The sequence below is a fragment of the Paraburkholderia sp. CNPSo 3272 genome (assembly GCF_024206495.1).
GTDB lineage: Bacteria > Pseudomonadota > Gammaproteobacteria > Burkholderiales > Burkholderiaceae > Paraburkholderia.
The window spans coordinates 205,203-230,524 of sequence record NZ_JAMBPQ010000007.1 but is presented as its reverse complement, the minus strand read 5'-3'; the positions used below and the strand labels follow the sequence as shown (position 1 = coordinate 230,524).

The 25,322-nt window shown below is 65.5% G+C and carries 26 protein-coding genes; 13 read left to right on the top strand and 13 right to left on the bottom strand.

The genetic code is table 11. The features are described from left to right. Positions 1 to 105 precede the first annotated feature (105 nt). The 5 genes from M3I53_RS12085 to M3I53_RS12065 all read left to right on the top strand — a co-directional run bounded on the left by M3I53_RS12085 (position 106) and on the right by M3I53_RS12065 (position 5,475). Positions 106 to 828, top strand: a complete 723-nt coding sequence (locus tag M3I53_RS12085) for a C39 family peptidase (protein WP_375542502.1) — start codon at positions 106 to 108, stop codon at positions 826 to 828. Positions 829 to 841: 13 nt separating this feature from the next. Further along, the gene (locus M3I53_RS12080) at positions 842 to 1,687 is read left to right on the top strand and encodes a peptidase C39 (protein WP_254316152.1); all 846 of its coding nucleotides are present in this window, start codon (positions 842 to 844) and stop codon (positions 1,685 to 1,687) included. A 156-nt stretch (positions 1,688 to 1,843) separates the two neighbouring features. Further along, a complete protein-coding gene (locus M3I53_RS12075; RefSeq protein ID WP_254316151.1) occupies positions 1,844 to 3,346 on the top strand; it encodes a hypothetical protein in 1,503 nt (500 codons plus the stop codon). A 118-nt stretch (positions 3,347 to 3,464) separates the two neighbouring features. Then, positions 3,465 to 4,886 carry a sigma 54-interacting transcriptional regulator gene (locus M3I53_RS12070; RefSeq protein WP_375542510.1) on the top strand — a complete coding sequence of 474 codons (1,422 nt, stop codon included), beginning with the start codon at positions 3,465 to 3,467 and terminating at the stop codon, positions 4,884 to 4,886. 91 nt (positions 4,887 to 4,977) lie between these two features. After that, positions 4,978 to 5,475: a dihydrofolate reductase gene (locus tag M3I53_RS12065; protein WP_254316149.1), complete on the top strand. Its 498-nt coding sequence runs from the start codon at positions 4,978 to 4,980 to the stop codon at positions 5,473 to 5,475. 95 nt (positions 5,476 to 5,570) lie between these two features. Here the strand turns inward: M3I53_RS12065 and pmbA are convergent, their stop codons facing one another. After that, a complete protein-coding gene (gene pmbA, locus M3I53_RS12060) occupies positions 5,571 to 6,941 on the bottom strand; it encodes a metalloprotease PmbA (protein ID WP_254316148.1) in 1,371 nt (456 codons plus the stop codon). Positions 6,942 to 7,164: 223 nt separating this feature from the next. On the opposite strand from pmbA, the gene yjgA reads away from it, so the two are divergent. Both yjgA and mog read left to right on the top strand, forming a co-directional pair. Next, complete coding sequence (gene yjgA, locus M3I53_RS12055; RefSeq protein ID WP_302057651.1) at positions 7,165 to 7,779, top strand: ribosome biogenesis factor YjgA; 615 nt, start codon at positions 7,165 to 7,167, stop codon at positions 7,777 to 7,779. Continuing rightward, positions 7,766 to 8,389, top strand: a complete 624-nt coding sequence (mog, locus tag M3I53_RS12050; protein WP_254316147.1) for a molybdopterin adenylyltransferase — start codon at positions 7,766 to 7,768, stop codon at positions 8,387 to 8,389. Before yjgA ends, mog begins: the two co-directional genes overlap by 14 nt. A gap of 67 nt (positions 8,390 to 8,456) precedes the next feature. Here mog and orn read toward each other — a convergent pair whose 3' ends face one another. Beyond that, positions 8,457 to 9,086: an oligoribonuclease gene (orn, locus tag M3I53_RS12045; RefSeq protein ID WP_254316146.1), complete on the bottom strand. Its 630-nt coding sequence runs from the start codon at positions 9,084 to 9,086 to the stop codon at positions 8,457 to 8,459. A gap of 112 nt (positions 9,087 to 9,198) precedes the next feature. Between orn and M3I53_RS12040 the strand changes: the two genes are divergently transcribed. Genes M3I53_RS12040 through M3I53_RS12030 form a run of 3 tightly spaced genes read left to right on the top strand, consistent with a single transcriptional unit; the run spans position 9,199 to position 11,761 of the window. Then, positions 9,199 to 10,476 carry a M48 family metallopeptidase gene (locus M3I53_RS12040; protein ID WP_133183675.1) on the top strand — a complete coding sequence of 426 codons (1,278 nt, stop codon included), beginning with the start codon at positions 9,199 to 9,201 and terminating at the stop codon, positions 10,474 to 10,476. Continuing rightward, positions 10,473 to 11,414: a ribosome small subunit-dependent GTPase A gene (rsgA, locus tag M3I53_RS12035; RefSeq protein ID WP_254316145.1), complete on the top strand. Its 942-nt coding sequence runs from the start codon at positions 10,473 to 10,475 to the stop codon at positions 11,412 to 11,414. Before M3I53_RS12040 ends, rsgA begins: the two co-directional genes overlap by 4 nt. Positions 11,415 to 11,437: 23 nt before the next feature. Further along, positions 11,438 to 11,761: a DUF2007 domain-containing protein gene (locus M3I53_RS12030; protein ID WP_254316144.1), complete on the top strand. Its 324-nt coding sequence runs from the start codon at positions 11,438 to 11,440 to the stop codon at positions 11,759 to 11,761. 77 nt (positions 11,762 to 11,838) lie between these two features. On the opposite strand, the gene M3I53_RS12025 is transcribed toward M3I53_RS12030, so the two are convergent. The 6 genes from M3I53_RS12025 to rpsP form a co-directional block, all read right to left on the bottom strand. Further along, on the bottom strand, positions 11,839 to 12,777 hold the full coding sequence (locus tag M3I53_RS12025; RefSeq protein WP_254316143.1) for a CobD/CbiB family protein: 939 nt from the start codon (positions 12,775 to 12,777) through the stop codon (positions 11,839 to 11,841). Between the two features lie 150 nt (positions 12,778 to 12,927). After that, complete coding sequence (locus tag M3I53_RS12020) at positions 12,928 to 13,650, bottom strand: CoA pyrophosphatase (protein WP_254316142.1); 723 nt, start codon at positions 13,648 to 13,650, stop codon at positions 12,928 to 12,930. A gap of 86 nt (positions 13,651 to 13,736) precedes the next feature. Then, complete coding sequence (gene rplS / locus M3I53_RS12015) at positions 13,737 to 14,132, bottom strand: 50S ribosomal protein L19 (protein WP_028206741.1); 396 nt, start codon at positions 14,130 to 14,132, stop codon at positions 13,737 to 13,739. Between the two features lie 150 nt (positions 14,133 to 14,282). After that, the gene (trmD, locus tag M3I53_RS12010) at positions 14,283 to 15,050 is read right to left on the bottom strand and encodes a tRNA (guanosine(37)-N1)-methyltransferase TrmD (protein ID WP_069262619.1); all 768 of its coding nucleotides are present in this window, start codon (positions 15,048 to 15,050) and stop codon (positions 14,283 to 14,285) included. Positions 15,051 to 15,115: 65 nt separating this feature from the next. Then, positions 15,116 to 15,868, bottom strand: a complete 753-nt coding sequence (gene rimM / locus M3I53_RS12005; protein WP_254316141.1) for a ribosome maturation factor RimM — start codon at positions 15,866 to 15,868, stop codon at positions 15,116 to 15,118. 97 nt (positions 15,869 to 15,965) lie between these two features. After that, positions 15,966 to 16,229, bottom strand: coding sequence for a 30S ribosomal protein S16 (gene rpsP, locus M3I53_RS12000; protein ID WP_028206744.1), 264 nt, complete (start codon positions 16,227 to 16,229; stop codon positions 15,966 to 15,968). A gap of 195 nt (positions 16,230 to 16,424) precedes the next feature. Between rpsP and M3I53_RS11995 the strand changes: the two genes are divergently transcribed. Both M3I53_RS11995 and M3I53_RS11990 read left to right on the top strand, forming a co-directional pair. Then, complete coding sequence (locus tag M3I53_RS11995) at positions 16,425 to 17,618, top strand: sorbosone dehydrogenase family protein (RefSeq protein WP_254316140.1); 1,194 nt, start codon at positions 16,425 to 16,427, stop codon at positions 17,616 to 17,618. Between the two features lie 151 nt (positions 17,619 to 17,769). Next, the gene (locus M3I53_RS11990) at positions 17,770 to 18,243 is read left to right on the top strand and encodes an NINE protein (RefSeq protein WP_254316139.1); all 474 of its coding nucleotides are present in this window, start codon (positions 17,770 to 17,772) and stop codon (positions 18,241 to 18,243) included. Between the two features lie 16 nt (positions 18,244 to 18,259). On the opposite strand, the gene M3I53_RS11985 is transcribed toward M3I53_RS11990, so the two are convergent. Next, positions 18,260 to 19,414, bottom strand: coding sequence for a PA0069 family radical SAM protein (locus M3I53_RS11985; protein WP_254316138.1), 1,155 nt, complete (start codon positions 19,412 to 19,414; stop codon positions 18,260 to 18,262). A 129-nt stretch (positions 19,415 to 19,543) separates the two neighbouring features. After that, positions 19,544 to 20,032 (bottom strand): Lrp/AsnC ligand binding domain-containing protein, encoded by a 489-nt coding sequence (locus M3I53_RS11980; protein ID WP_042261052.1) that lies wholly within the window; start codon positions 20,030 to 20,032, stop codon positions 19,544 to 19,546. Between the two features lie 177 nt (positions 20,033 to 20,209). On the opposite strand from M3I53_RS11980, the gene M3I53_RS11975 reads away from it, so the two are divergent. Beyond that, the gene (locus tag M3I53_RS11975; RefSeq protein WP_254316137.1) at positions 20,210 to 21,496 is read left to right on the top strand and encodes a D-amino acid dehydrogenase; all 1,287 of its coding nucleotides are present in this window, start codon (positions 20,210 to 20,212) and stop codon (positions 21,494 to 21,496) included. 81 nt (positions 21,497 to 21,577) lie between these two features. Here the strand turns inward: M3I53_RS11975 and M3I53_RS11970 are convergent, their stop codons facing one another. From M3I53_RS11970 to M3I53_RS11960, 3 genes are all read right to left on the bottom strand, one after another. After that, positions 21,578 to 23,365, bottom strand: a complete 1,788-nt coding sequence (locus tag M3I53_RS11970; RefSeq protein WP_254316136.1) for an acyl-CoA dehydrogenase — start codon at positions 23,363 to 23,365, stop codon at positions 21,578 to 21,580. Positions 23,366 to 23,496: 131 nt separating this feature from the next. Beyond that, positions 23,497 to 24,432 (bottom strand): electron transfer flavoprotein subunit alpha/FixB family protein, encoded by a 936-nt coding sequence (locus tag M3I53_RS11965; RefSeq protein ID WP_254316135.1) that lies wholly within the window; start codon positions 24,430 to 24,432, stop codon positions 23,497 to 23,499. A 15-nt stretch (positions 24,433 to 24,447) separates the two neighbouring features. Next, positions 24,448 to 25,197, bottom strand: a complete 750-nt coding sequence (locus M3I53_RS11960) for an electron transfer flavoprotein subunit beta/FixA family protein (RefSeq protein ID WP_254316134.1) — start codon at positions 25,195 to 25,197, stop codon at positions 24,448 to 24,450. Positions 25,198 to 25,322: the final 125 nt, after the last annotated feature.

Genomic DNA, 25,322 nt, shown 5'->3' with positions numbered 1-25,322 from the left:
GCAGCGCTGCAGGAACTGGGCTCGCCCCAGGCAGAAAACGCAGCAAGCAACGCGCGCCGGCTGTCCACCGCAGCCGGCGCGCATATCAGAAGGCAGGAGACCACCATGTCCGGGCCCGTATCGACCCCGGCGTCAAGGATGTTTGTCGTCGCGCTGACGCTCTCGGCCAGCGCGGCCCTTGTGCCTGTGCATGCGCAGCAGTCGACGCTCGACGCGACCCACCTCGTCGGCGTACCGGTGAAGCTGCCGGTCCACTCGATGCGCGACCTTCGCTATCGCAGCATCGTCAGCCAGCAGTATGACTACAGCTGCGGCGCCGCCGCACTCGCCACACTGCTCAGGTACGGCTACGGCATCGACATTCCGGAACCTGAGCTGATCCGCGAGATGATGGTGTTCTCCACGCCCGAGGTGGTCGTCAAGAACGGCTTCTCCATGCTCGACATGAAGAAGTTCGTCGAGACGATCGGCTTGCGCGGCCGCGGTTTTCGCGTCAACACCGACGCGCTCTACCACCTGCAGATACCCGTGCTGGTGCTCATGAACATCGATGGCTATGAGCACTTCGTGATCGTCAAGCACGCCGAGAACGGCCGCATTTTCATTGCGGACCCCGCGCTCGGCAACCGTATCGTCGCCGAAGACGACTTCGCGAAGACATGGAACGGCCTCGTCTTCGCGGTGCTCGGCAAGCCGTTCCTGGAGGACTCTCCGCTGTTGCAGAACAACGAGTCGCTCGCGCTCAAGCTGCGTGAACAAGCCTTGCTCAACGGCACGGCGGCGACTCCCTTCTTCGAATACGGCCTCGATAAGGCCGTGATGTTCTGAAGTCGAAAGAATCATGAAACGCAACCTCTCACAGTGTGGCATCGCGGCAGCCGTCTGCGCGCTCGCCTGCGCTTTTTCGAGCGGTGCGCTAGCGGCCGAAGGCATCGGCTTGCCGCAACCGATGCCGGCGTTTCTCTCGAACGCCGACGCGCAGGCGCAAGGCATCCGCTGCGAAGCCGTCGGCGACGACGTGCTCGCGCATCAGACCGGCAAATATGCCGGCAGCGACATGATTTCCGGGTTCGTTCTGAACCTGCTTTCTCAATGGCAATTGCCAAACGGCGCGACCGCAGTCGCGCAAGGCGCGCTCGCGGTCGCCCAGAATGCGGCCAACCAGGTGAGCGCGCAGGTGAAGACCTATGCAACCGTGGTCGACCCGACGCATGGCGGCACCACGGGCGCACACAGCGGCGCCAACCCGAACGCGACGGCCACCGGCGGCCAGAACGTCTCGATCAACGGCGTCTCGCAGATCACCCAGGTGGCCGGCAATGGCAATACGGGCGCCAATGCCGCAACCATCTCCTACGACAACAACGCGCCGCAGCTCGCCAATCTGTCAGGCGCCGCCAACCAGTCGAGCGCGTCGGCATCGAACGCGGCCGGCAGCATAAAAGCGGGCATCTCTTTCGGCAGTAACGGCGTGAATGTGACGCTGCAGACGCCGGCGGGCATCGCCACGCAGAACATCGTGCCAGGCAACATGCAGCAGGCCGGCGCGATCGCCCAGTTACTCCAGGTCGCAGGCAATAACCAGCAGGTCGCCAACCAGTTGCAACTGAGTCTGCAGACGCAGCAGATGACGTCGCAAATGATCCGGCAGACCGGCGTACTACAGGCTCTGCGAAATCTCCACTAACCGAGGGCCCATAACGAGACGTACCAGCCAAGGAGACCACCACGCGGGCAAGGACCCGCGCGAGAAGCAGCATTTTGAATGAGGAGCATCGACGTGCGCGGGCGTGGAACCAGGGGGTTCCGCCGGGCGCCCGCATTCGATCCCGGGGGAAGAACAATGAAGATGATGTCCAGGTCGGCCGCGCCACACGTGTCGCTGGCCGCCATTCCAGCAGCCGTTTTACTATTCGCGCTCTCGCAATCCGCCCACGCGCAGGCGATACAAAGCCAGTCGATCGAAGACCGCCTGAATACGCTCATGCGCGTCGTCGACGAGCAGCAGCGGCAAATCCAGTCACTCGAGCGCCAGGTGACGAACCTCGAAATGGCGCAACGCGGCCGCGGCATGCCGGGCGCGGGTGCGCCCGACGCCGCGTCGGACGCGACGGTCGCCGAGCAGCCGGGCGCAGACGGTCTGCCTGTGCCCCTGCCGCCGCTCGCCCAGGCGCTGCCGGGCGCGACGGCGCCGGGTGCGCTCACCGGCACGGCAACGGGCGTGCCCGTGAATCCGCCCTCGCCCGACGCGGGCGCGACCAATGGCGCGACCGGCAGCGCGGCCGCGAGCGGGCCGCAGCAGGGCGCGCCCGTTGGTATCAACCCGGGCGTGAACCCCAACAACGGCAGCCCGACGGTGGGCGAGACGCAAAAGAGCGCCGAGCCGTCCCGCACGCAAGCCGAAGAAGCGGTCGTGCAGCGCGAGCACGCGCCGCTCTTCGACCACAAGCTGACGTTGGACTGGGGCATCAGCGACAGTTACTACGATCGCCGCCAGCTGCAGCTTTCGGGCTTCCTTGCCCTCGACGCGATCTTCCTCGGCAACATCAATCTGGGGCAGACCAAGTCGCACACGATCACCGCCGACCTCGACACGCGCTACGGCCTCACCGACCGCATGAGCATCGACGTGGACGTGCCTTACGTCTACCGGCACAGCACCTTCATCGTCGGTGGCGCGGGCGGCTCGGCCAGCACGCTCACGGATGCATCGGTCAATTCGAACGCGATCGGTGACGTGAACTTCGGGATCTACTATCAGTTCCTGAAGGAAACCAACAACATTCCCGATGTCGTCGGCAGCCTGCGCGTGAAGACCGCCACCGGCACCTCGCCATTCGGCATCAAGGTTCAGCAGATCACGCCCGACAACACCAATCTCGTCGCCCCCAGCAAGCTGCCCACGGGCACGGGCTTCTGGAACGTGACGGCCGGCCTCTCGGTGCTGAAGACCTACGACCCCGTGGTGCTGTTCGGCAGCTTCTCGTACACGTACAACATCTCGCGCTCGTTCTCCGACATCTCTTCGGTGATCGGGCAAACCGAGCCTGCCGAAGTGAAGCTCGGCGACATCATCCAGTTCGGCGGCGGCGTCGCGCTCGCCTTCTCGGACAAGGACTCGGCGAGCATTTCGTACACCATGGCCATCGAGCCGCAGTCGAAGACCAAGTCGCCGGGGGGCGCCTGGACCGGCGTGCCGGGCAGCGAGACGACCGCCTCGGTGCTCAACTTCGGCCTGAATCACGTGGTCAACAAGCACCTGACGATCAACGGCGCGGTGTCCGTCGGGCTCACGCCCGATGCACCGAACTTCGTCGTCGGCGTGCGTTTCCCTTATACCTTCTGATGACATGGGGCCGATCGTGCGCGAATCCTCACATCTGGGCGCCACTGTGACACCGCTCGCCGGAGCCGGGCAGCGTCTCGCCGTGGGCGGGCCGCCGCTTGCCGGAGATGTCCCCGACGTGGGCCGCGCGCGCGATGCGAAGCCCGAGGCGCGTCTCGAGCGCACCTTGCTGTATGTCGCGCGCACGCCCGACCCGCTGCTGTGCGCTTACCTCAAGAGCCGCGGCTGGGAAATCGCGACCGCACGCACGGTGCACGAGGCCTCGCGCCTCGTGAAGCCGGAGGCGGCCTATGCCGGCATCGTCGATCTCACGGGTTTCGCGCCGCGCGAGTTCGCGGGCCTCGAGACGATCCTGCGGCTGCAGCAGATGGGATGGATCGCGCTCACCGACGATTCGCGCCTCACCGACGCCGAAGTGCGGCGCCTGATCCGCCACTACTGCTTCGACTACGTGCATGTGCCGGTCGCGCATGCGACGCTCGACTACCTCGTGGGCCATGCGTTCGGCATGGTGTCGCTGTGCGATCTCGACACGCCGGCCGCCGCGAGCCAGGACGAAGACGAGATGGTCGGCACCTGCGAAGCGATGCAGCAGCTCTTTCGCACGATCCGCAAGGTGGCGAACACCGACGCCACCGTGTTCATCTCGGGCGAATCGGGCACCGGCAAGGAACTCACGGCGCTCGCGATCCACGAGCGCTCCGCGCGGCGCAAGGCGACCTTCGTGCCGATCAACTGCGGCGCGATCCCGCATCATCTTCTGCAATCCGAACTGTTCGGCTACGAGCGCGGCGCATTCACGGGCGCGAACCAGCGCAAGATCGGGCGCGTCGAATCGGCCAACGGCGGGACGCTCTTTCTCGACGAAATCGGCGACCTGCCGCTGGAGAGTCAGGCAAGCCTGCTGCGCTTTTTGCAGGAAGGCAAGATCGAACGGCTGGGCGGACACGAGCAGATTCCCGTGGACGTGCGCATCATCTCGGCCACGCACGTCGATCTCGAGGCGGCGATGCGCGACGGACGCTTTCGCGCTGACCTCTTTCACCGCCTGTGCGTACTGCGCGTGGACGAGCCGCCCCTGCGCGCGCGCGGCAAGGACATCGAAATCCTCGCGCACCACGTGCTGCACAAGTTCAAACAGGACAGCGCGCGCCGCATCCGCGGCTTCACGCCCGACGCCATCGAGGCCATGTACAACTACAACTGGCCTGGCAACGTGCGCGAGCTCATCAACCGCGTGCGCCGCGCAATCGTGATGGCCGAAAGCAAGCTGATTTCGGCGGAGGATCTCGATCTCGCGCAGTTCACCGCGCAGCAGACGGTCACGCTCGCGCAGGCGCGCGAGGCCGCGGAGCGGCGCGCGATCGAGTCGGCGCTGCTGCGGCACCGGCACCGGCTCACGGAAGCCGCGGCCGATCTCGGCATCTCGCGCGTGACGCTTTACCGGCTGATGGGCGCGCACGGCCTGCGCGACGAAAAAACCTTCTTCGGCGGCGAAGCGGAGAACCAGGCGGAATTGCCGCCCGACGGGCAGGACTGAAACAGCCAATACCGAGGAAGCGCGCCGGGGCGCCCGGCGCGCTCAGGTAGAATCACTGCGAACAGCTTACAATCTCGCCCCTACCCTTTCGATGACGACGCTCACCCTCATCGTCGCCCGCGCCCGCAACGGCGTGATCGGCCGCGACAACGCGCTGCCCTGGCGGCTCCCCGAAGACCTCGCGTTCTTCAAGCGCACCACCATGGGCGCGCCCATCATCATGGGCCGCAAAACGCACGAATCGATCGGCCGCGCCTTGCCGGGCCGCCGCAATATCGTCGTGACGCGCGACGCGGGCAAGCGCTTTCCCGGCTGCGACACCGCCACGAGCCTCGACGAGGCGCTCGCCCTCGCGGCTCAGGATCAGGCGCCCGCGGCGTTCCTGATCGGCGGCGCGCAGCTGTACGGCGAAGGACTCCGGCTCGCGCATGAACTCGTGGTGACGGAAATCTCCGCGGACTTCGAGGGCGACGCCACCTTCCCCGCGCCCGACCCCGACGTGTGGCAGGAAACGTCGCGCGAGACGCTGCATGCCAATGCGCCGAACGACTTCGATTTCGCTTTCGTGCGGTACGTGCGGCGGGATTGATCGACGGGGGCGCGGATCGCGGCCCCCAAAAGCAAAACGGCACGCCAGAGCGTGCCGTTTTTCATCGAGCCTGCGCAGAAGGCGCTAAAAGGCGCTTACTGCCCCGCCACCGTCATCCGCTCGATCAACACCGAGCCGGTCTGGCGCGTGCCGCGCGCGAGCGTATCCGCGCCCACGGCGACGATGTGGTGGAACATCTCCTGCAGCGTGGACGCCACCGTGATCTCCTCCACCGGGTACTGGATCTTGCCGTTCTCCACCCAGAAGCCCGACGCGCCGCGCGAATAGTCGCCCGTCACGAAGTTCACGCCCTGCCCCATCAGCTCGGTCAGCAAGAGGCCCGTGCCGAGCTTATTCAGCATCTCCTCGAAGTCGTCCTCAGGCTTCGTTAGCGAGCTCTGGAACTGCAGGTTGTGCGAGCCGCCGGCATTGCCGGTGGTCTGCATGCCGAGCTTGCGCGCCGAATACGACGACAGGAAATAGCCCTGCACGATGCCGTCCTTCACGACCTCGCGTCGCTGTGTGCGCACGCCCTCTTCGTCGAACGGCGCGCTGCCGGCCGCGCGCGGCACATGCGGGTCCTCGACGACCTGGATATGCGGCGCGAACACCGGCTTGCCGAGGCTGTCGACGAGGAACGACGTCTTGCGATACAGCGCGCCGCCGCTCACCGCCTGCACGAACGCGCCGAGCAGACCCGCGGCGAGCGGCGCCTCGAACAGCACCGGCACCTTCCGCGTGTCGAGGCTGCGCGCGTTCAGGCGCGAGAGCGCACGCTCGGCCGCATAGCGCCCGACGGCTTCCGGGGAGGCCAGCTCGGCGGCGCTGCGCCGCGAGGTGTACCAGTCGTCGCGCTGCATGTTACGGCCGACGCCCGCGATGGGCGCGCACGAGACGTAGTGGCGCGAGTACGGATAGCCGTGCATGAAGCCGCCCGAGGTGGCGAGCACGAACTGCGAATGCTGTGCCGACACGCTCGCGCCTTCGGAGTTCTTCACGCGCGGGTCGACCGCGAACGCGGCGTCTTCGGCGCGGCGCGCGATTTCCACGGCCTCGTCGGCGGAGAGATTCCACGGGTGGTAGAGGTCGAGGTCGCGCGGTGCGGTTTCGAGCAGATCGCGCTCGGCGAGGCCCGCGCAGTCGTCGTCGGCGGTGAAGCGCGCGATGTTGTACGCGGCCGCCACCGTGTCCTTGAGCGCCTGCGGCGAAAAATCCGAGGTGCTCGCGTTACCGCGCTTGTTGCCGATATAGACGGTCACGCCGACCATCTTGTCGCGGTTGTGCTCGATCGTCTCGACCTCGCCGCGCCGCACTGAGACGGACAAGCCGTCGCCTTCGGAGATCTCGGTCGCGGCGTCGCTCGCGCCGAGCGCGCTGGCGTGCCGCAGGATGTCTGAGGCGATCTCCTTCAGCTCGTCCTGGGTGTGCGGGAAAAAGCGTTGCCGGGCTTCGATGTCTGCTGCCATTGTCGTTACGGTCCGGTATTGGGCCGGTGCGGCCCGCTGATGTCGTGTTTCGCTGGTATCGATTCAGGTGCCTCGGAACGCGCAGCGTTCGCAAAGCGCATCCCGCGATCATAGCAAGGTATGTGAACACGCATCACAGGCGCTTTCGCCGCCTGGCTGCCGGCGCCGCCGTCCGCCGCCTTACAGCCCGAGCCGGGCGCCCGCGCACGCTACAATACGCCCCATGAAACGCAAAACCCGCATTCAACCGATGAACGACGCTGTCGCCGAGCAGGACGACAACGGCTACGATCGCCCGAGCAAATCGCAGCTCAAGCGCGACATGGAAGCGCTCCAGGAACTCGGCGAGGCCCTCGTGGAACTGCCCAGGGACGCGCTCAAGCGCATGCCGATGACCGAAGACCTCGCGGACGCCGTCCACGAGTGCCGCCGCATCACCGACCACGAAGGCAAACGCCGTCAGCTCCAGTATGTGGGCCGCATGATGCGCGGCCTGACCGAAGCCGAAGTCGCCGCGCTGCGCACGAAGCTCGACGAGCACCGCGGCGTGAACAAGGCCGCCACGGCGCGCCTGCACTGGATCGAGCGCACGCGCGACAAGCTGCTCGCGGACGACGCCGCGCTCACCGAATTCATCCGCCAGCACCCCGCCGTCGACCCGCAGGAAGGCCGCACGCTGATCCGCAACGCGCGCCGCGAGCAAGAGCAAGGCAAGCCGCCGAAGTCCTTCCGCGAGCTGTTCCAGTGGATCAAGGACGCGAGCGCCCAAGGCGCCGGCGACAGCGAAGATCACGACGACGAGCGTGCCGACGAGGACCGCGAAGATGACGAAGCCTGAGCGCAGCCATCCTGACGAACTCGTGATCGGCCTCGTGTCGGTCAGCGACCGCGCGACGAGCGGCGTCTACGAGGACAAGGGCATTCCGTCGCTGATGGAGTGGCTCGGCAACGCGCTGAAAACACCGTGGCGCGCCGAAACGCGCCTGATCCACGACGACGCGGCCACGATATCCGCGACGCTCACGGCGCTCGTGGACGGCCTCGGCTGCGACCTCGTATTGACGACGGGCGGTACCGGCCCCGCGCGCCGCGACGTGACGCCCGAGGCGACACTCTCGGTGGCGACGAAGGAAATGCCGGGCTTTGGCGAGCAGATGCGCCAGATCAGCCTGAATTTCGTGCCGACGGCCATTCTGTCGCGCCAGGTTGCCGTGATCCGCGAAAACGACGACCACGCGGCGCTCATCATCAACCTGCCGGGGCAGCCGAAGTCGATCAAGGAAACGCTGGAAGGCTTGCGCGACGATCAGGGCGCCGCGAAGGTGGCCGGTATTTTTGCTGCGGTGCCGTATTGCATCGACCTGATCGGCGGCCCGTACATCGAAACCGACCCGAACGTCGTGGCGGCGTTCCGGCCTAAAAACGCACAGCGGGCGCCGCGCGCTTAATACTCGAACTTCAACGATCGTGCAGCAGCAGCGGCAGCACCGCCGCCGCTGCGTATCTCAACGGCGCTCAGAGCGCCGGACCGGCCTCGCCCGCCGCCATGTCAGGCACGATGCCCGGCGCCGGAACCAGGAAGTGCTCGCGGTAGTACTTAAGCTCGTCGATCGATTCATGGATGTCGGCGAGCGCCGTGTGCATCGCGCGCTTCTGGAAGCCCTTGTAGATGGTGGGCTGCCAACGGCGGCAAAGCTCCTTGAGCGTGCTCACGTCGAGGTTGCGGTAGTGGAAGAAGCGCTCGAGCGTGGGCATCCAGCGCGCCATGAAGCGGCGGTCCTGGCAGATCGAGTTGCCGCACATCGGCGACTTGCCCGGCGGCACGTATTGCGAAAGGAACGCCATGATTTGCTCGGTCGCGGTTTCTTCCGTGACGGTCGAGGCGCGCACGCGCTCGATGAGGCCCGAGCGGCCGTGCGTGTTGCGGTTCCATTCGTCCATGCGATCGAGCACCGACTGCGGCTGATGGATGGCCAGCACGGGGCCTTCCACGAGCTTGTCGAGCGTCGAGTTCGTCACCACCACGGCGATCTCGATGATGCGGTCGTTGTCCGGATCGAGGCCCGTCATTTCCATATCGAGCCAGATCAGGTTCATGTCGGTGCGCTCGATGAGCGGCGCGCCGGCAGCGGTAATGTCAGTCATGAAAGGCAACCCGGAGAGCGTTGGAAGCGCGGCGCGTGCGCGGCATCGACAGGATGCGATGCCCGGCCGGCGAGAACATATAATTGTCGCATACATACCACGGACTTCCTGGATGCCTAATCTGTCCCCCTCCCCTGCGCTGTACTTCAGCGTGCTGTTCGTCGTCGGCGTGCTCGCCATGGTCGCGACCAAGCTCTGGCTCGCGTCGCGCCAGATCCGCTTCGTCGCCGCCCACCGCGGCGCGGTGCCTGCGCAGTTCACCGCCACCATCCCGCTCGCCGCGCACCAGCGCGCGGCCGACTACACGGTCGCGCGCACGCGCCTCGGTATGATCGAGATCGTGCTCGGCGCCGTCGTGCTGATCGCGCTCACGCTGCTCGGCGGCGTGCAGGCGCTCGATCTCGGCATCTCGGATGCGATCGGTCGCGATTATGTGGGCCAGATCGCGCTGATCGGCGCCGTGCTCGCCATTTCCGGCGTGGTCGAGCTGCCGCTCGACTACTACCGCCAGTTCGTGGTCGAGGAGCGCTTCGGCTTCAATCGCATGACGAAGCGCATCTTCATCATGGACCGCATCAAGGGGCTCCTGATCGGCGCCGCGTTCGGCATTCCGCTGCTCTTCGTCGTGCTCTGGCTCATGAAGCAGGCGGGCAGCCTCTGGTGGCTCTGGACGTGGGCCGTATGGGTCGCCTTCCAGATGCTCGTGCTGGTGCTCTACCCCACCTTCATCGCGCCGCTCTTCAACAAGTTCGAACCGCTGCGCGATGAAGCGCTGCGCTCGCGCATCGAGGCGCTCATGCAGCGCTGCGGCTTCGCGGCCAAGGGCCTGTTCGTGATGGACGGCAGCCGCCGCTCCGCGCATGGCAACGCCTATTTCACGGGCTTTGGCGCCGCCAAGCGCATCGTGTTCTTCGACACGCTGCTCGCGCGCCTCTCCGGCAGCGAGATCGAGGCCGTGCTCGCGCACGAGCTGGGCCACTTCAAGCGCCGGCACGTGATCAAGCGCATGGTCGTCACGTTCGCGATCAGCCTCGCGCTGCTCGCCCTGCTCGGCTGGCTCTCGCAGCGCGTTTGGTTCTACGAGGGTCTCGGCGTGCGGCCGTCGCTGCTCGGCGGCAACGAAGGGCTCGCGCTCGTGCTGTTCTTCCTCGCCGTGCCCGTGTTCCTGTTCTTCGTCACGCCGCTTGGCAGCCTCTCCTCGCGCAAGCACGAGTTCGAGGCGGACGCCTTCGCCGCCACGCAAACCGACGCGCAGCATCTCGTCAACGCGCTCGTGAAGCTCTACGAGGACAACGCGTCGACGCTCACGCCCGACCCGCTCTATACCGCGTTCTACTACTCGCATCCGCCGGCTTCGCAGCGGATCGACCGACTGCTCGCGCACGCATGAACCGGCGCGCAACCAAAGCCGCCGGCAACGCAAAAGCTGCAGGCGCCACGCTGCACGGCGTGGTGATCGCCGCCCACGGGCGCCACTATCTCGTCGCGCCCGACGGCGGCGGCGCGCACCTGCAATGCTTCCCGCGCGGCAAGAAGAGCGAGGTCGCGGTCGGCGACCGCGTCGAGTATCAGTCGACATCCGCCGACCAGGGCGTGATCGTCGCGATCGGCGAGCGGCGCAACCTGCTCTATCGCTCCGACCAGTTCAAGTCAAAGCTCTTCGCGGCGAACCTCGACCAGTTGCTGATCGTGCTCGCCACGGAGCCGCACTTCAGCGAGGACCTGCTCGGGCGTGCGCTCGTGGCCGCCGAGGCCAACGACCTCAAGCCGCTCATCGTGCTCAACAAGATCGACGTAGAGGCCGCGCTGCCGCTCGCGCGCCAGCGCCTCGAACGCTATCGCGCGCTGGGCTATACGGTGCTGGAGGTGTCGGTGAAGGGCCGCCCCGAGGAGGCGCGCACGACCCTGGCCGAGCATCTGCACGGCCATCAGACGATCCTGCTCGGCCAGTCGGGCATGGGCAAGTCGACGCTCGTGAACCTGCTGATTCCCGACGCCGAAGCGGCTACGCGCGAGATTTCGACGGCGCTCAACAGCGGCCGCCACACCACGACGTTCACGCGGCTCTACATGCTGCCCGAGGGCGGCGCGCTGATCGACTCGCCGGGCTTCCAGGAGTTCGGCCTCTATCACCTCACCGAAGGCAAGCTCGAGCGCGCGTTCCCCGAGTTCCGGCCGCTGCTCGCGCACTGCCGCTTCTACAACTGCCATCACCTGCACGAGCCCGGTTGCGCGATTCTGGAAGCCGTCGACGGCGGCCGCATCGCGCCCGAGCGCCAGGCGCTCTACGCGCAGCTCATGCACGAGATCAGCCAGATCGTGCGCTGACGCGCCGCCTGCCCCAAGGCCCTATGCTCAAGCTCGTGCGCGCGCCGAATCTGCTGATCGCCCAGCACTGGATGAACATCCTGGCGACGGCGGGCGTGCCTTGCGAGCTGCACAACCGCTACCTGAGCGGCGCGATGGGCGAGATTCCGGCCGAGCAGTGCGCGCCCGAACTGTGGCTCGTGGACGAGCGCGACGAAAAGCTCGCCCGGCGTCTAATCGACGAAGCGGTGAACGGCCCGCCGCCGGGCTCGCCGACGTGGCGCTGCGCGCGCTGCGGCGAGGTGCTCGAAGCGCAGTTCACCGTGTGCTGGAATTGCGGACGCGATCGCGACGTGCACGACGAGTGACGTCAGGTGCCGACCCAAACGAAAATGGGCCGCTAGAAGCGGCCCATTTGCATTTCTGCGACTCAGCGCTGCAGCGCTCAGAGCCAGACAGCGATCGTCAGCATGAGCAGCAGAATCATCCACAGGATCACGGCGCGCCACACGAGGCCCACGGCCGATTGCAGCGTGCGCGGCGTGCAGTCGTCGCCAACGGTGTACGGACCGCCCTCGCCCGGCTGCGCGAGCACATCGACGCTGGACTGCTCGGCGAGCGGGCCCGAAAGCCGCGCGCCCAGCGCGCCGCTGCCGGTGGCGAGCAGCACACCTTCGTTGGTGTCGGGCCACTGGTTCGTGTGGTTGCGCCAGGAGTAGATCGCGTCCTCGAAGTTGCCGACGATCGCAAAGCCCAGCGACGTGAGCCGCGCAGGCACCCAGTCGATCACGAAAAACACATGCTGTGCGAAGTTCGAGAACGCCTCGGTACGGTCCTCGGCGGGACGCGCCCACTCGCGCGCGAGATATTCGGCGATGCGGTACAGCACGGCGCCCGCGGGCCCGATCGGCACGAGAAACCAGAAGAACACGCCGAATACGTGCCGATGCGACGCGATCACCGCGTGAATGAGCGTGTGGCGCACGATCTCGCTCACGGGCATGTCCACGGCGTCGATGCCGGTCCATTCGTGGAGGATTTCACGCGCGCGCGGTACGTCGTCGTTGTTCAGCGCGAGATGGATGTCGGTGAAATAGTGGCTGAACTGGCGAAAGCCGAGCGTGAAGTACACGACCACCACGTTCCACAGGAACGCCAGCACGAAGCTGATGTGGTACAGCACGTAGTACACGAGCGCCGTGGCAAGCGTCCACGGCAGCACGACCACGAGCCACGCGAGGAGCCCATGCTTCTGCTTGCCCGCGTCGAAGCCGTGGGCGGCCCATTCAGCATTGAGGCGCACGAGCGCCATGACCGGATTATTGGGCGACAGCGCCCGCACCTGTTCGATGACGAGAGCCAGCAATACGGAAAAGAAGGTCATGCGACGCGCCGTGCAGATCGGGTTGCGGAAGGGGTTTTATTAAAGTGTTGCAACGATATCACAGGGCCAGATGTGCCTGACCATCGCCGGCAATTCGGGCGGCAAACTCGCAACAGTGCGCGGCGGCGCTTGCACGCGCCGCCAGACGTGCTACGCGAGCAGGAAACGGTAGAAGTTGCGCAGCATGCCCGCTGTCGCCCCCCAGATGAAGTGCGAGGACCCGACGCCGGACGCGACGACGGGTTCGGGCCCGTTGAGATCCGGCGCATTGCGGTCCGGATACGGCATCGCATAAAAGCGCCGCTCGCCGCCTTCCCAACGGAGCACGCGCACCTGGTGATGCACCGGGTTCATGAGAAAGCTGAGCGGCACCTCGAAGATGCTCGCCACTTCGAGCGAGTCCGCCGCGAGACTGAATGGCTCGTGCACGAGACCGACCACGGGCGTGACCCTGAAGCCCGTGCCAGTGAGGTAGTCGGGCAATGCGCCGAGGACCTCGACACGCGCGGGGTCGAGGTTCACTTCCTCGTGCGCCTCGCGCAGCGCGGCGGCGATGGGCGTGGGGTCGGAAGGTTCGCGGCTGCCGCCGGGAAAGCTCACCTGGCCCGCATGATTGCTGAGGTTGTCGGCGCGCTGGGTGAGCAGCACAGTCAGGCCGGCCGGGCGCAACGCGATGGGCATCAGCACGGCGGCCTCGCGCGGATCGCGCATCTCGAAGAGACGCGCTTCCTGGGGTTCAGGGTCCCACGGCAGGCGCTGCTCAAAGCGCGTGCGCAAACCAGCGGCGGTCAGGCGCTCCGCGGCGACTTGCGGAAGGCTCGCGCCCGTCGATTCGATCGGCAGGCTTTCGGGTTCAAATACTGGGCGGATCAACGGGCGTCTCGGATTACATGTACACGAGATTATTTTGCGGCCAAAAAGAAAAAAGCACCCCGAAGGGTGCTTCTTTCTTACAGCTTTTACGCCTGGTCGGCCGGAGCAGCTGCGCGGTCTTTCGACACCAGCTTTTCCTTGATACGTGCCTTCTTGCCCGACAGGTTGCGCAGGTAGTACAGCTTCGCGCGACGCACGTCGCCGCGACGCTTCACCACGATGCTGGCCAGCAGCGGCGAGTACGTCTGGAACGTACGCTCGACGCCTTCGCCCGACGAGATCTTGCGCACGATGAACGACGAGTTCAGGCCGCGGTTACGCTTCGCGATCACGACGCCTTCGTATGCCTGAACGCGCTTGCGGTTACCTTCAACCACGTTCACGTTGACGATCACCGTATCGCCGGGGGCGAATTCGGGGATGGTCTTCTCGCCCAGCACGCGCTGGATCTCTTCCTGCTCGAGTTTTTCAATCAGATTCATGGATTGACTCCGTATGCCATCTTGTCGGCGTTCGTACCTGTGCAGGGTTGGCTGCACTACGGCCCCGATAGAGGATGGATTCACAACTGGCGCCGTTCACGCATGAAGCGGCACCGCCTTTTGCGCCCCTTGTCGCGCACGCCCGAAGCCTTACGCTTCGTTCGAGCCCTTCGCGAGACTAGCGAGCCACGCCTCGTCGGCCCGGCTCAACATCTTGTTCTTTCTGGCCCGCGCGATCAGATCGGGCCGCTTGTTCCACGTGTTGCGCAACGCCTCGCGGCGACGCCATTGCTCGATTTCCGCATGATGGCCGCCAAGCAGCACATCGGGCACGCGCACGCCGTCGTATTCCTCGGGGCGCGTGTAATGCGGGCAGTCGAGCAAACCGTCGACGAAGCTGTCCTGCACCGCCGAAAGCGCATCGCCCAGCACGCCCGGCAGGTTGCGCACCACGGCGTCCATCAAGGCCATCGCGGGCAATTCGCCCCCCGAGAGCACGAAGTCGCCGAGGCTCACTTCTTCGTCCACGCAGCGGTCGACGAGACGCTGGTCGATCGCTTCGTAGCGGCCGCACAACATCACGAGACCCGGCTCCTGCGCGAACTGCATGACGCGTTCGTGCGTGAGCGGCTTGCCTTGCGGCGACATCAGCAGCACCCGCGGAGCGCTCACGCCGGCTTGCGCCTGCGCGGCCTTTGCCGCGTCGATCGCCGCTTCGAGCGGCCTCGCCAGCATGACCATGCCGGGCCCGCCGCCGTAGGGGCGGTCGTCGATCGTACGGTAGTTGTCGGTCGTGAAATCACGCGGATTCCACGTGCGCAACGTGTAACGCTGCTGCTTCGCCGCCCGGCTAGTAATACCCCAGTCGGTCAGCGCGCGGAACATCTCGGGAAAGAGCGTGACGACATCGAACTGCATCGCTCTCTCCGTTCAGCGAAATTGAATCAAGGCGCGCGGCGGGGTTGCCGCAGCGTTGCCGCTGCTTAGTAGTCGGCTTCCCAGTCGACGACGATACGCTTCGCCGCCAGGTCCACCGTCTTCACGAACACGCCTACAAACGGGATCAGGCGCTCGCCGCTGGCCGGCTTGCCATCCTTGTCCGTGGACGCATACGTGACACGCAACACCGATTGCGCGCCATTGTCGATCAGGTCGGCAACCTTGCCGAGCTCGACGCCGGCCTCATTGGCGACGTCGAGCCCGATCAGGTCGACCCAGTAATATTCATCGGCCGCAGGCGCCGGGAAGTCGGCCCGGCTCACGTACACGCGTGCGCCGCGCAACAGCAGCGCGGCATCGCGGTCGTCCAGGCCCGCCAACTGGCCGACGACGCTGTCGCCATGAACCTTGGCGCTCACGCGCACCGCGCAATGACGCTCGCGATGCGCCTGACCCTCGCGGCCCTTGAGGAGCCACCAGCGTTTAGCGGAAAGCAGCGCGCGGCCGTCCTGCGCGTGCGGCGCGATCTTCAGCCAGCCCTTGAGGCCATAGGCGTCGATCACGGCGCCGACTTCAACGGCGTCGGCCGGCCAACTCGCTTCGGTTTCGGCGCGTAGGCTCTCACCTGCGGGCGCGGCTTTCGCGGCGTTCTCGCGCGCAGGTTTGCGCACGAACGCGCCAAACGACGGCGCGCCGCGGGCGGCAGCCTTGCCGGCGCCGCCAGTCGCAACTTCGGGCGCCCCGCTTTCCGACGCGTCGTTCGCCTCTACGGCAGATTTTGCGTCATGCGCGGACATCGGCACCCCTTGCGACCAGCTTGATATTGCATACGCGGATCATGCAGCGCGTACGCGGGCAAAACACGGACAACAGACTGAAAAGACGCTTAAAGACTTAAGCAGCCGGCGCAGCGGCGGCGGTCTTTTGCGCTTCCTTCACGAGGCGCTCGACGGCCGGCGACATTTGCGCGCCGTTTTCCTTCCAGTACGTCACGCGATCTTGAGCGATACGCAGCGTTTCACCCTTCGTAGCGACCGGGTTGTAGAAGCCCACGCGCTCGATGAAACGGCCGTCGCGACGGTTGCGCGAGTCGGTTGCGACGATGTTGTAGAACGGGCGCTTCTTCGAGCCGCCGCGTGCCAGACGGATGATGACCATACTAAAATCCTTGAAAACCGGGGGTTCGGGACTACTGAAACATGCGATTATAGCCCGAAACCGGAGGCATAACAAACACTTAACGGGAAATTGCGCGCCAGCGCGCGCAAAGCGGCGAGATACAGCGGTCAAACTGCGGCTCATGCCCACGATGGGCGGGCCCTGGAGCGAATTGTGGCGACTTTCAGACGACTCATGCAATGGCTGCGTCGCGGTTGTAGCGGCGGCGTGGGCGGCGGCTCCCGTTTTCCGGTGTCTCGCGCATCGGCCAGACGCTTCACAGCGGCGTGGTTCGCCGTTGCCGCCGCCCTGCTCGCGGCGCCGTACGCTCACGCGGCGCTTCCCATCGACCGCATCAAGCTGCCGCCGGGCTTCCACATCGAGGTGCTTTGCGCCGACGTACCCGGCGCGCGCGAAATGACGCTGTCGGGCAACGGCACCCTCCTGTATGTGGGGAGTATAGGCGGCGATGTCTACGCGCTCGAACTCAAGGACGGCAAAGCCGCCAAGCGCCATATCGTGGCCTCGGGACTGTCGATGCCGGTGGGCGTGGCCTGGCGCAACGGCGCACTGTACGTTTCGGCGGTGTCGTCGATCGTGCGGCTCGATGAGATCGACCGTCATCTCGATGATCCGCCCAAAGCCGTCGTCGTCACGGATTCGCTGCCCTCCGAGCGCCACCACGGCTGGAAATTCATCGCCTTCGGCCCCGACGGCAAGCTCTACGTGCCGCAGGGCGCGCCATGCAACGTCTGCCTGCCCGCCAGCGACCCGCAGCGCGTGCATTTTGCGATGATCGGGCGTATGGACCCGGACGGCTCGCACTACGAGACCATCGCTCGCGGCGTGCGCAACACGGTCGGCTTCGCGTGGCATCCGCAGACGCACGAACTCTGGTTCACCGACAACGGCCGCGACATGCTCGGCGACGACATCCCCGACGACAAACTGAACCGCCTCGCGCACGTGGGCGAGGACTTCGGCTTTCCGTATTGCCACGGCGGCAATGTCGCCGACCCCGAGTTCGGCGCAGGTCATCCGTGCAGCGGCTTTACGCCGCCGGCCCTCAAACTCGGCGCGCACGTGGCGTCGCTCGGCATGCGCTTCTATACCGGATCGATGTTCCCGGCCGACTATAAGAACAGCATTTTTATCGCCGAGCACGGTTCGTGGAACCGCAGCAAGAAGGTCGGCTATCGCGTGGTGCGCGTGAGCGCCAACCCCGACGGCACGAACGCGCGCCAGGACGTATTCGCGCAGGGCTGGCTCAACTCCGACGAGACCCAATGGGGCCGCCCCGCCGACGTACTCACGCTGCCCGACGGCTCGCTCCTCGTCAGCGACGACTATGCGGGCGCGATTTATCGCGTGACCTACACGAACCCGTGACGCGACAGCCATCTTGAAGCTGCAGCCATGGTGCCGGGCATAAGCGCGCTTGTGCTGCAAGCGCGGCGAGCGGCATACAATGCCCGGCGGCCCGTGTGCGTTCGACGTGATGCGCCCATGGCGGCCGAACGCCCACGTTTCGCCCGAGCCCATGCCCAACGACAAGAACCTCGCACGCTTTCGCTCCAAGACGCTCACCGCCGCCCTCGCCTTCCTGTTTGGCAGCCTCGGCGCACACCGCTTCTATCTGTACGGCCCACGCGACGTGTGGGGCTGGGCGCATTTGTTCGGCACGCTCATCGGCATTCCGGGCGTAATGCTGCTCGTCGCCACCGAGCGCGCCTCGATTCCCGGCTGGGTGCTCGCCGTGATTGGCGCATTGTCGGTCTTCTCGGCGTTCCTCGCGGCGATCGTCTACGGGCTACGCCCCGACGCCAAATGGGACGAGCAGTTCAACGCCGCGTTCGTGGAGCAAGGCCGCACGAGCCGCTCGGGCTGGACGGTGATCTTCGTCGTGATCTTCTCGCTCCTGATAGGCGCATTCCTGCTGATGACGGGACTCGCGCTCTCGTTTCAAACGTACTTCGAGTCGCAGGTCGAAGCCGCGAAGGCGCTCTCGCAGTAAATCGCACGGTAACGGCTCAGAACAGGTCGAGCTGCGGCTTTTCGCGCACGGCCTTCGACTGCACGAACGCCGACATATCCAGAATGCCGTGGCGCCGCTCGTTGAGCCCGAGGCGCCGCGCGGCATTATGAAAGCGCTGCTTGAGCAGGTCGGCCCAAAGCCCCGTGCCCTTCATGCGCTGCGAAAACGCCGACTCGTAATCCTTGCCGCCGCGCATGTCGCGCACGCGGCTCATCACGCGCTCGGCGCGCTGCGGGAAGTGCGCCGCCAGCCAGTCCTGGAACAGCGGCGCGACCTCCCATGGTAGACGCAGCACGATGTAGCTCGCGCTTGTCGCACCGGCCTCGGCGCAGGCTTCGAGCACGCGCTCCATGTCGGGCTCGGTCACGAACGGAATCACCGGTGCGATGCTCACGCCCACCGGCACGCCGGCTTCGGCCAGCGTGCGGATGGTGCGTAGCCGCCGCGCGGGCGTCGCCGCACGCGGTTCGAGCGTGCGGGCGATATCGGCGTCGAGCGTGGTGATCGTGATCGCCGCCATGAACTGCTGGCGCGCTGCCATCGGCGCGAGGAGGTCGAGATCGCGCTCGATCAGCGAGGATTTCGTGATGGCCGCGAACGGATGCTGCCGTTCCGCCAGCACTTCGACCACGCGGCGCGTGATGCGCATCTCGCGCTCCACTGGTTGCCAGGCGTCGGTATTCACGCCCAGCGCAATCGGCTCGGGCTCGTACGACGGCTTCGCGATTTCCCGCGCAAGCAATTCCGCCGCATTGACCTTCGCGTAGATGCGGCTCTCGAAATCCAGCCCTGGCGACAGACCGAGATAGCTGTGCGTGGGCCGCGCGAAGCAATAGATGCAGCCATGTTCGCAGCCGCGGTAAGGATTGAGCGAGACGTTGAACGGAATGTCCGGCGACTGGTTGCGCGTGAGGATGCTTTTCGCGCGCTCTTCAAAGACTTCGGTGCGCAGCCTGGGCTCGCCGGTTTCATCGCCTTCGCCATCGCGCTCCCCGCCGACACCCGCCTGCTGCCAGCCGTCATCGAACGCTTCGCGCTGGTCGACTTCGTAGCGCCCTTGCAGGTTCGTGACCGCCCCGCGCCCCTTGCGCGCCGTGGGCGGCGCAACGGGATACCAGGCGTCGGGATCGGGGTGATGGGAGTCGGTCACGGCTTAAGCGAAATAGGCAAGAAAACGCGGACATAAAAAACGCGGATCGATACTGTATAAATATACAGTATCGATCCGCGTTGTCGAGTCCTAAAAACGGGGTGCTTTCAGCCGCCGCAGTGAGCCAGGTCATTCACCCACGGCGATGGTCAGCGTCTCCTTGATCTCTTCCATCACCACGTAGCTCTTCGACTGCACAGCGCCCGGCAGTTGCAGCAGGATGTCGCCGAGCAGCTTGCGGTAGTCGGCCATCTCGCCAATGCGCGCCTTGATGAGATAGTCGAAGTCGCCGGAGACGAGGTGGCATTCGAGCACTTCGGGAATCTTCTGCACCTCGCGGCGGAACTGGTCGAACATGTTGCCGCTCTTGTGGTCGAGCGTGATCTCCACGAACACGAGCAGCGCCGCACCCAGCACCGAGGGATTCACGCGCGCGAAGTAGCCCGTGATCACGCCGTCGCGCTCCATGCGTTTGACGCGCTCGATGCACGGTGTGACCGAGAGCCCGACCTGCTCCGCGAGGTCCTTCATCGCCATGCGGCCGTCCTCCTGAAGCAGCTTCAGGATGCGGTGATCGAGCCGGTCGAGCGCGCGGACCGGTTGGCGCTGCGTTCTCATGATTTCTTCCCGAAAATCCGAAAAATACGATAACAAAACCTGGACGTACAACAATAGCATAGCTACAAATACTGGCTATAGCCGAATTTTCATGCCTTCTCCCCTATGGGTGCCACAACATCCGCTTCCAGGGTCCGGGCAACGCGGCGTAGCTCAACGAATCTCTATGGAGCAGCTATGCGAGTCGTCGTGTTGGGCAGTGGTGTGGTCGGGGTGGCCAGCGCCTGGTATCTCGCCCGCGCGGGCCACGAAGTCACGGTGATCGACCGCGAGGCCGGTCCCGCGCTCGAAACCAGTTTTGCCAACGCCGGCCAGATTTCGCCGGGCTACGCCGCGCCGTGGGCAGCACCTGGCGTCCCGCTCAAGGCGATCAAGTGGATGTTCGAGAAGCACGCGCCGCTCGCCATTCGTCTGGACGGCACCAAATTCCAGCTGCAGTGGATGTGGCAGATGCTGCAGAACTGCACGCCCGAACGCTACGCGCTCAACAAGGGCCGCATGGTGCGCCTCGCCGAGTACAGCCGCGACTGTCTGCAGGCGCTGCGCGCCGACACCGGCATTCAGTATGAAGGCCGCACGGGCGGCACGCTCCAGGTGTTCCGCACCCAGCAGCAGTTTGAAGGCGCGGCGAAGGACATCGCTGTGCTCGAAGACGCGAACGTCCCGTACGAACTGCTCACTGCCGCCGAACTCGGCCGCGCCGAACCCGCGCTCGCCGCGGTGTCGGGCAAGCTCACGGGCGGGCTGCGTCTGCCCGGCGACGAAACCGGCGACTGCCAGCTGTTCACCACGCGTCTTGCCGCGATGGCCGAACAGCTGGGCGTGAAATTCCGCTACAACACGCCGATCGACGGCCTCGCCATGCAAGGTGACCGTGTCGCGGGCGTGCAATGCGGCAGCGAGTTGGTGCGTGCTGATTCGTTCGTGGTCGCACTCGGCTCCTTCTCGACGAAGATGCTCGCAGGCCTCATGAAGATTCCGGTCTATCCGCTCAAGGGCTATTCGATCACCGCGCCGATCGTGAAAGCGAGTGCCGCGCCGGTTTCGACCGTGCTCGACGAAACCTACAAGATCGCGATCACGCGTTTTGACGACCGCATCCGCGTGGGCGGCATGGCCGAGATCGTCGGCTTCGACAAGACGCTCAAGCAAGCGCGCCGCGAAACGCTCGAAATGTGCGTCAACGACCTGTTCCCGGGCGGCGGCGACACGACGAAGGCCACCTTCTGGACCGGCCTGCGCCCGATGACGCCGGACGGCACCCCGGTCGTCGGCCGCACGCCGATCTCGAACCTGTTCCTGAACACGGGTCACGGCACGCTCGGCTGGACGATGTCGTGCGGCTCGGGCCAGTTGCTCGCCGACCTGATCTCGGGCAAGCAACCCGCCATCCGCGCCGACGATCTTTCGGTGCACCGCTATCTCGGCGACACGCAGGGCTCGCATCGCCCGGCATACGCCTGAAGCTAGTCACGCTGCGTGAACGAACACGGCGCCTCCAGGGCGCCGTGTTTCATTTCTCGCCTTGACTCGCGCGCGGCGGCGTCAGAACTGATCCTCCCCCAGCGCCAGCACGCCCTCGCTGCCGTTTGCGCTGACGATCGCCGCTTCGAGCGCCACCGCCTGCGGCAAGACGTGTTGCGCGAAGAACTGCGCCGTGGCGATCTTCGCGCCATGAAACTTCGGGTCCTCCTGCATGAGACGCTGCGAGGCGAGCATCGCGCGCGCCATCTGCCAGCCACCCAGCACGATGCCCGCCAGCTCCAGATACGGCACGCTGCCCGCGAACACCGCGTTCGGATCGCTTTTCGCCTTCGCGAGCACGAAGTCCACGGCCGACGCCAGTGCCTCTTTGCCGAGCGCGAGATGCTTGCACATCGACTCGAACGCCGCGCCTTGTTGCGCGGCCAGCGCGTCGACGGTCTGCGCGATATCGGCAAGCAGCGCCTTTGCCGCCGCACCGCCGTCGCGCAACGTCTTGCGTCCGATGAGATCGTTCGCCTGGATCGCCGTCGTGCCCTCGTAGATCGGCAGAATGCGCGCGTCACGGTAGAACTGCGCCGCGCCCGTTTCCTCGATGAAGCCCATGCCGCCATGCACCTGCACGCCGAGGCTCGTCACTTCGAGCGCCAGTTCGGTGCTCCAGCCCTTCACGATCGGCACGAGATACTCGTAGCGCGCCTGATGCCGCGCACGGGCCGCCTCGTCGGGGTCGCCATGCGCGCGGTCGCTCTCGCCCGCCGCCACATAAGCCAGCGCACGCGCGGCTTCGGTGAGCGCACGCATCGTGGCGAGCATGCGGCGCACGTCGGGGTGATGGATGATGCTCACCGCCGCTTTCGCGGATCCGTCCACCGGGCGGCTCTGCACGCGCTCCTTCGCATAGGCGAGCGCCTTCTGGTAGGCGCGATCGGAGATGGCCACGCCCTGCATGCCCACGGCGAAACGCGCCGCGTTCATCATGATGAACATGTATTCGAGGCCGCGATTCTCTTCGCCGATCAACTGGCCAATCGCGCCGCCATGGTCGCCGAACTGCAGCACGGCGGTCGGGCTCGCCTTGATGCCGAGCTTGTGTTCGATCGACACACAGTGCACGTCGTTGCGCGCGCCCAGCGTGCCGTCGTCGTTGACGAGAAACTTCGGCACGATGAACAGCGAGATGCCCTTCACGCCTTCGGGCGCCGTGGGCGTGCGCGCGAGCACGAGATGGACAATGTTCTCCGCCATGTCGTGCTCGCCCCACGTGATGAAGATCTTCGTACCGAACACCTTGTACGTGCCGTCGCCTTGCGGCTCGGCGCGCGTGCGCACGGCGGCGAGATCGGAGCCCGCCTGCGGCTCGGTGAGGTTCATCGTACCGGTCCAGTCGCCGGAGATGAGCTTCGGCACGAAGCGCTGCTTTTGCGCTTCGCTGCCGGCGGTGAGGAGCGCTTCGATGGCGCCGTCGGTGAGTAGCGGACACAGCGCGAACGAGAGATTCGCCGCGTTGAGCATTTCCACGCACGGCGTGCCGACGAGCTTCGGCAAACCTTGTCCTTCGTATTCCTGAGGATGCTGCACGCCTTGCCAGCCGCCTTCCACGTATTGCCGGAATGCCGCCGTGAAACCGGGCGTGGCGTGCACGTTGCCGTTTTCCCAGCGGCTCGGATTGCGGTCTCCTTCGGCGTTCAGCGGCTCGAGCACTTCGCCGCACAGCTTCGCGGCTTCGTGCAACACCGCTTCGACCGTTTCGGGCGTGGCGTCTTCGCCGCCCGGCAATTTGGCGATTTCTTCGAGGCCGGCAAGTTCCTTCATGACGAACAGCATGTCGTTCGTGGGCGCCTGGTACATTTCAGTCTCCTCCTGTCGGTATGCGGTTCCTCAAATGACAAAGGGGCGCCGCGGCGCCCCTTTGTTGCTTCGTCTTACGCCACGCGTTCAATCATGATCGCGGCGCTCGTCGCTGGATACACCGGCCGGATTCAGCCGAGTTCCTTCACGAGTTCCGGCACGACCGTGAACAGGTCGCCCACGAGGCCGTAATCGGCCACGCTGAAGATCGGTGCTTCTTCGTCCTTGTTGATCGCGACGATGACCTTCGAGTCCTTCATGCCCGCAAGGTGCTGAATCGCACCGGAGATGCCGACCGCCACATAGAGTTGCGGCGCGACGATCTTGCCGGTCTGGCCGACCTGGTAGTCGTTCGGCACGTAGCCTGCATCGACTGCTGCGCGCGATGCGCCAAGTGCGGCGTTGAGCTTGTCCGCGAGCGGCTCCAGCACCAACGCGTAGTTCTCGCCGCTGCCGAGACCGCGGCCACCCGAAACGATGATCTTCGCGCTCGTGAGTTCCGGACGGTCGAGCTTCGTGACTTCACGGCCCACGAACTGCGTGAGACCGCTGTCTGCTGCCGCTTCGATCTTCTCGACTGCTGCGCTGCCGCCAACGGCCTCGACGGGATCAAAACCGGTCGTGCGGACCGTGATCACCTTGATCGGGTCGCTCGACTGGACGATTGCGATTGCGTTGCCGGCGTAGATCGGACGCTCGAACGTGTCGGCGCTGTCGACTGCCGTGATATCGCTGATCTGCGCGACGTCGAGCTTCGCGGCGATACGCGGCGTGACGTTCTTGCCCGCTGCCGTTGCCGGCGCGAGGATGTGCGTGTAGTTCTTCGCAATGCCCAGCACCGTTGCTTCGACGTTCTCAGCAAGGCCCTGCTCCAGTTGCGGCGCGTCGGCGAGCAGCACCTTCGCCACGCCTGCGATCTTCGCAGCTGCGTCCGCTGCGGACTGCGCATTGTGGCCCGCGACCAGCACGTGCACGTCGCCACCAATCTTCTGTGCTGCAGCGACCGTGTTCAGCGTCGCGGCCTTGATCGACTGATTGTCGTGTTCGGCAATAACCAGATTCGTCATTTTATTTCGCTCCCCTTACAGCACCTTGGCTTCGGTCTTCAGCTTCTCGACCAGCGTCTTCACGTCCGGCACCTTCACGCCGGCCGTTCGCTTCGGCGGCTCGGCAACCTTCAGCGTCTTCAGACGCGGCGTGACGTCGACGCCCAGGTCTTCCGGCTTCACGGTTTCCAGCGGCTTCTTCTTCGCCTTCATGATGTTCGGCAGCGTGACGTAGCGCGGCTCGTTCAGGCGCAGATCCGTCGTGACGACTGCGGGCAGCGTGAGCGACAGCGTTTCCGCGCCGCCATCCACTTCGCGCGACACGGTCGCCTTGCCGTCGGCTACGACCACCTTCGAGGCGAACGTGGCTTGCGGCAGGTTCGCCAGCGCGGCGAGCATCTGGCCGGTCTGGTTCGAATCGTCGTCGATGGCCTGCTTGCCGAGAATGACCAGTTGCGGCTGTTCCTTGTCGACCAGCGCCTTCAGCAGCTTGGCCACAGCCAGCGGCTGCAGGTCTTCGTTCGACTCGATGAGGATCGCGCGATCCGCGCCGATGGCCAGCGCCGTACGCAGCGTTTCCTGCGCTTGCGTGACGCCCGCAGACACCGCGATGACTTCCGTCGCCACGCCCGCTTCCTTCAGACGCACCGCCTCTTCCACGGCGATTTCGTCGAACGGGTTCATCGACATCTTCACGTTGGCGATGTCGACGCCCGTGCCATCCGACTTCACACGAACCTTTACGTTGTAATCGACTACGCGTTTGACTGGCACAAGGACTTTCATTCACATGCTCCGAAGTTACGAATACGTCAACCTGGCGGACATTATAGCGATAGCCCTGTCGGGCCGATCTGCCACCAGCAATTTTCACGAACCACCGCTGCCGCACCCCGGTCGTCAGTAGCGAA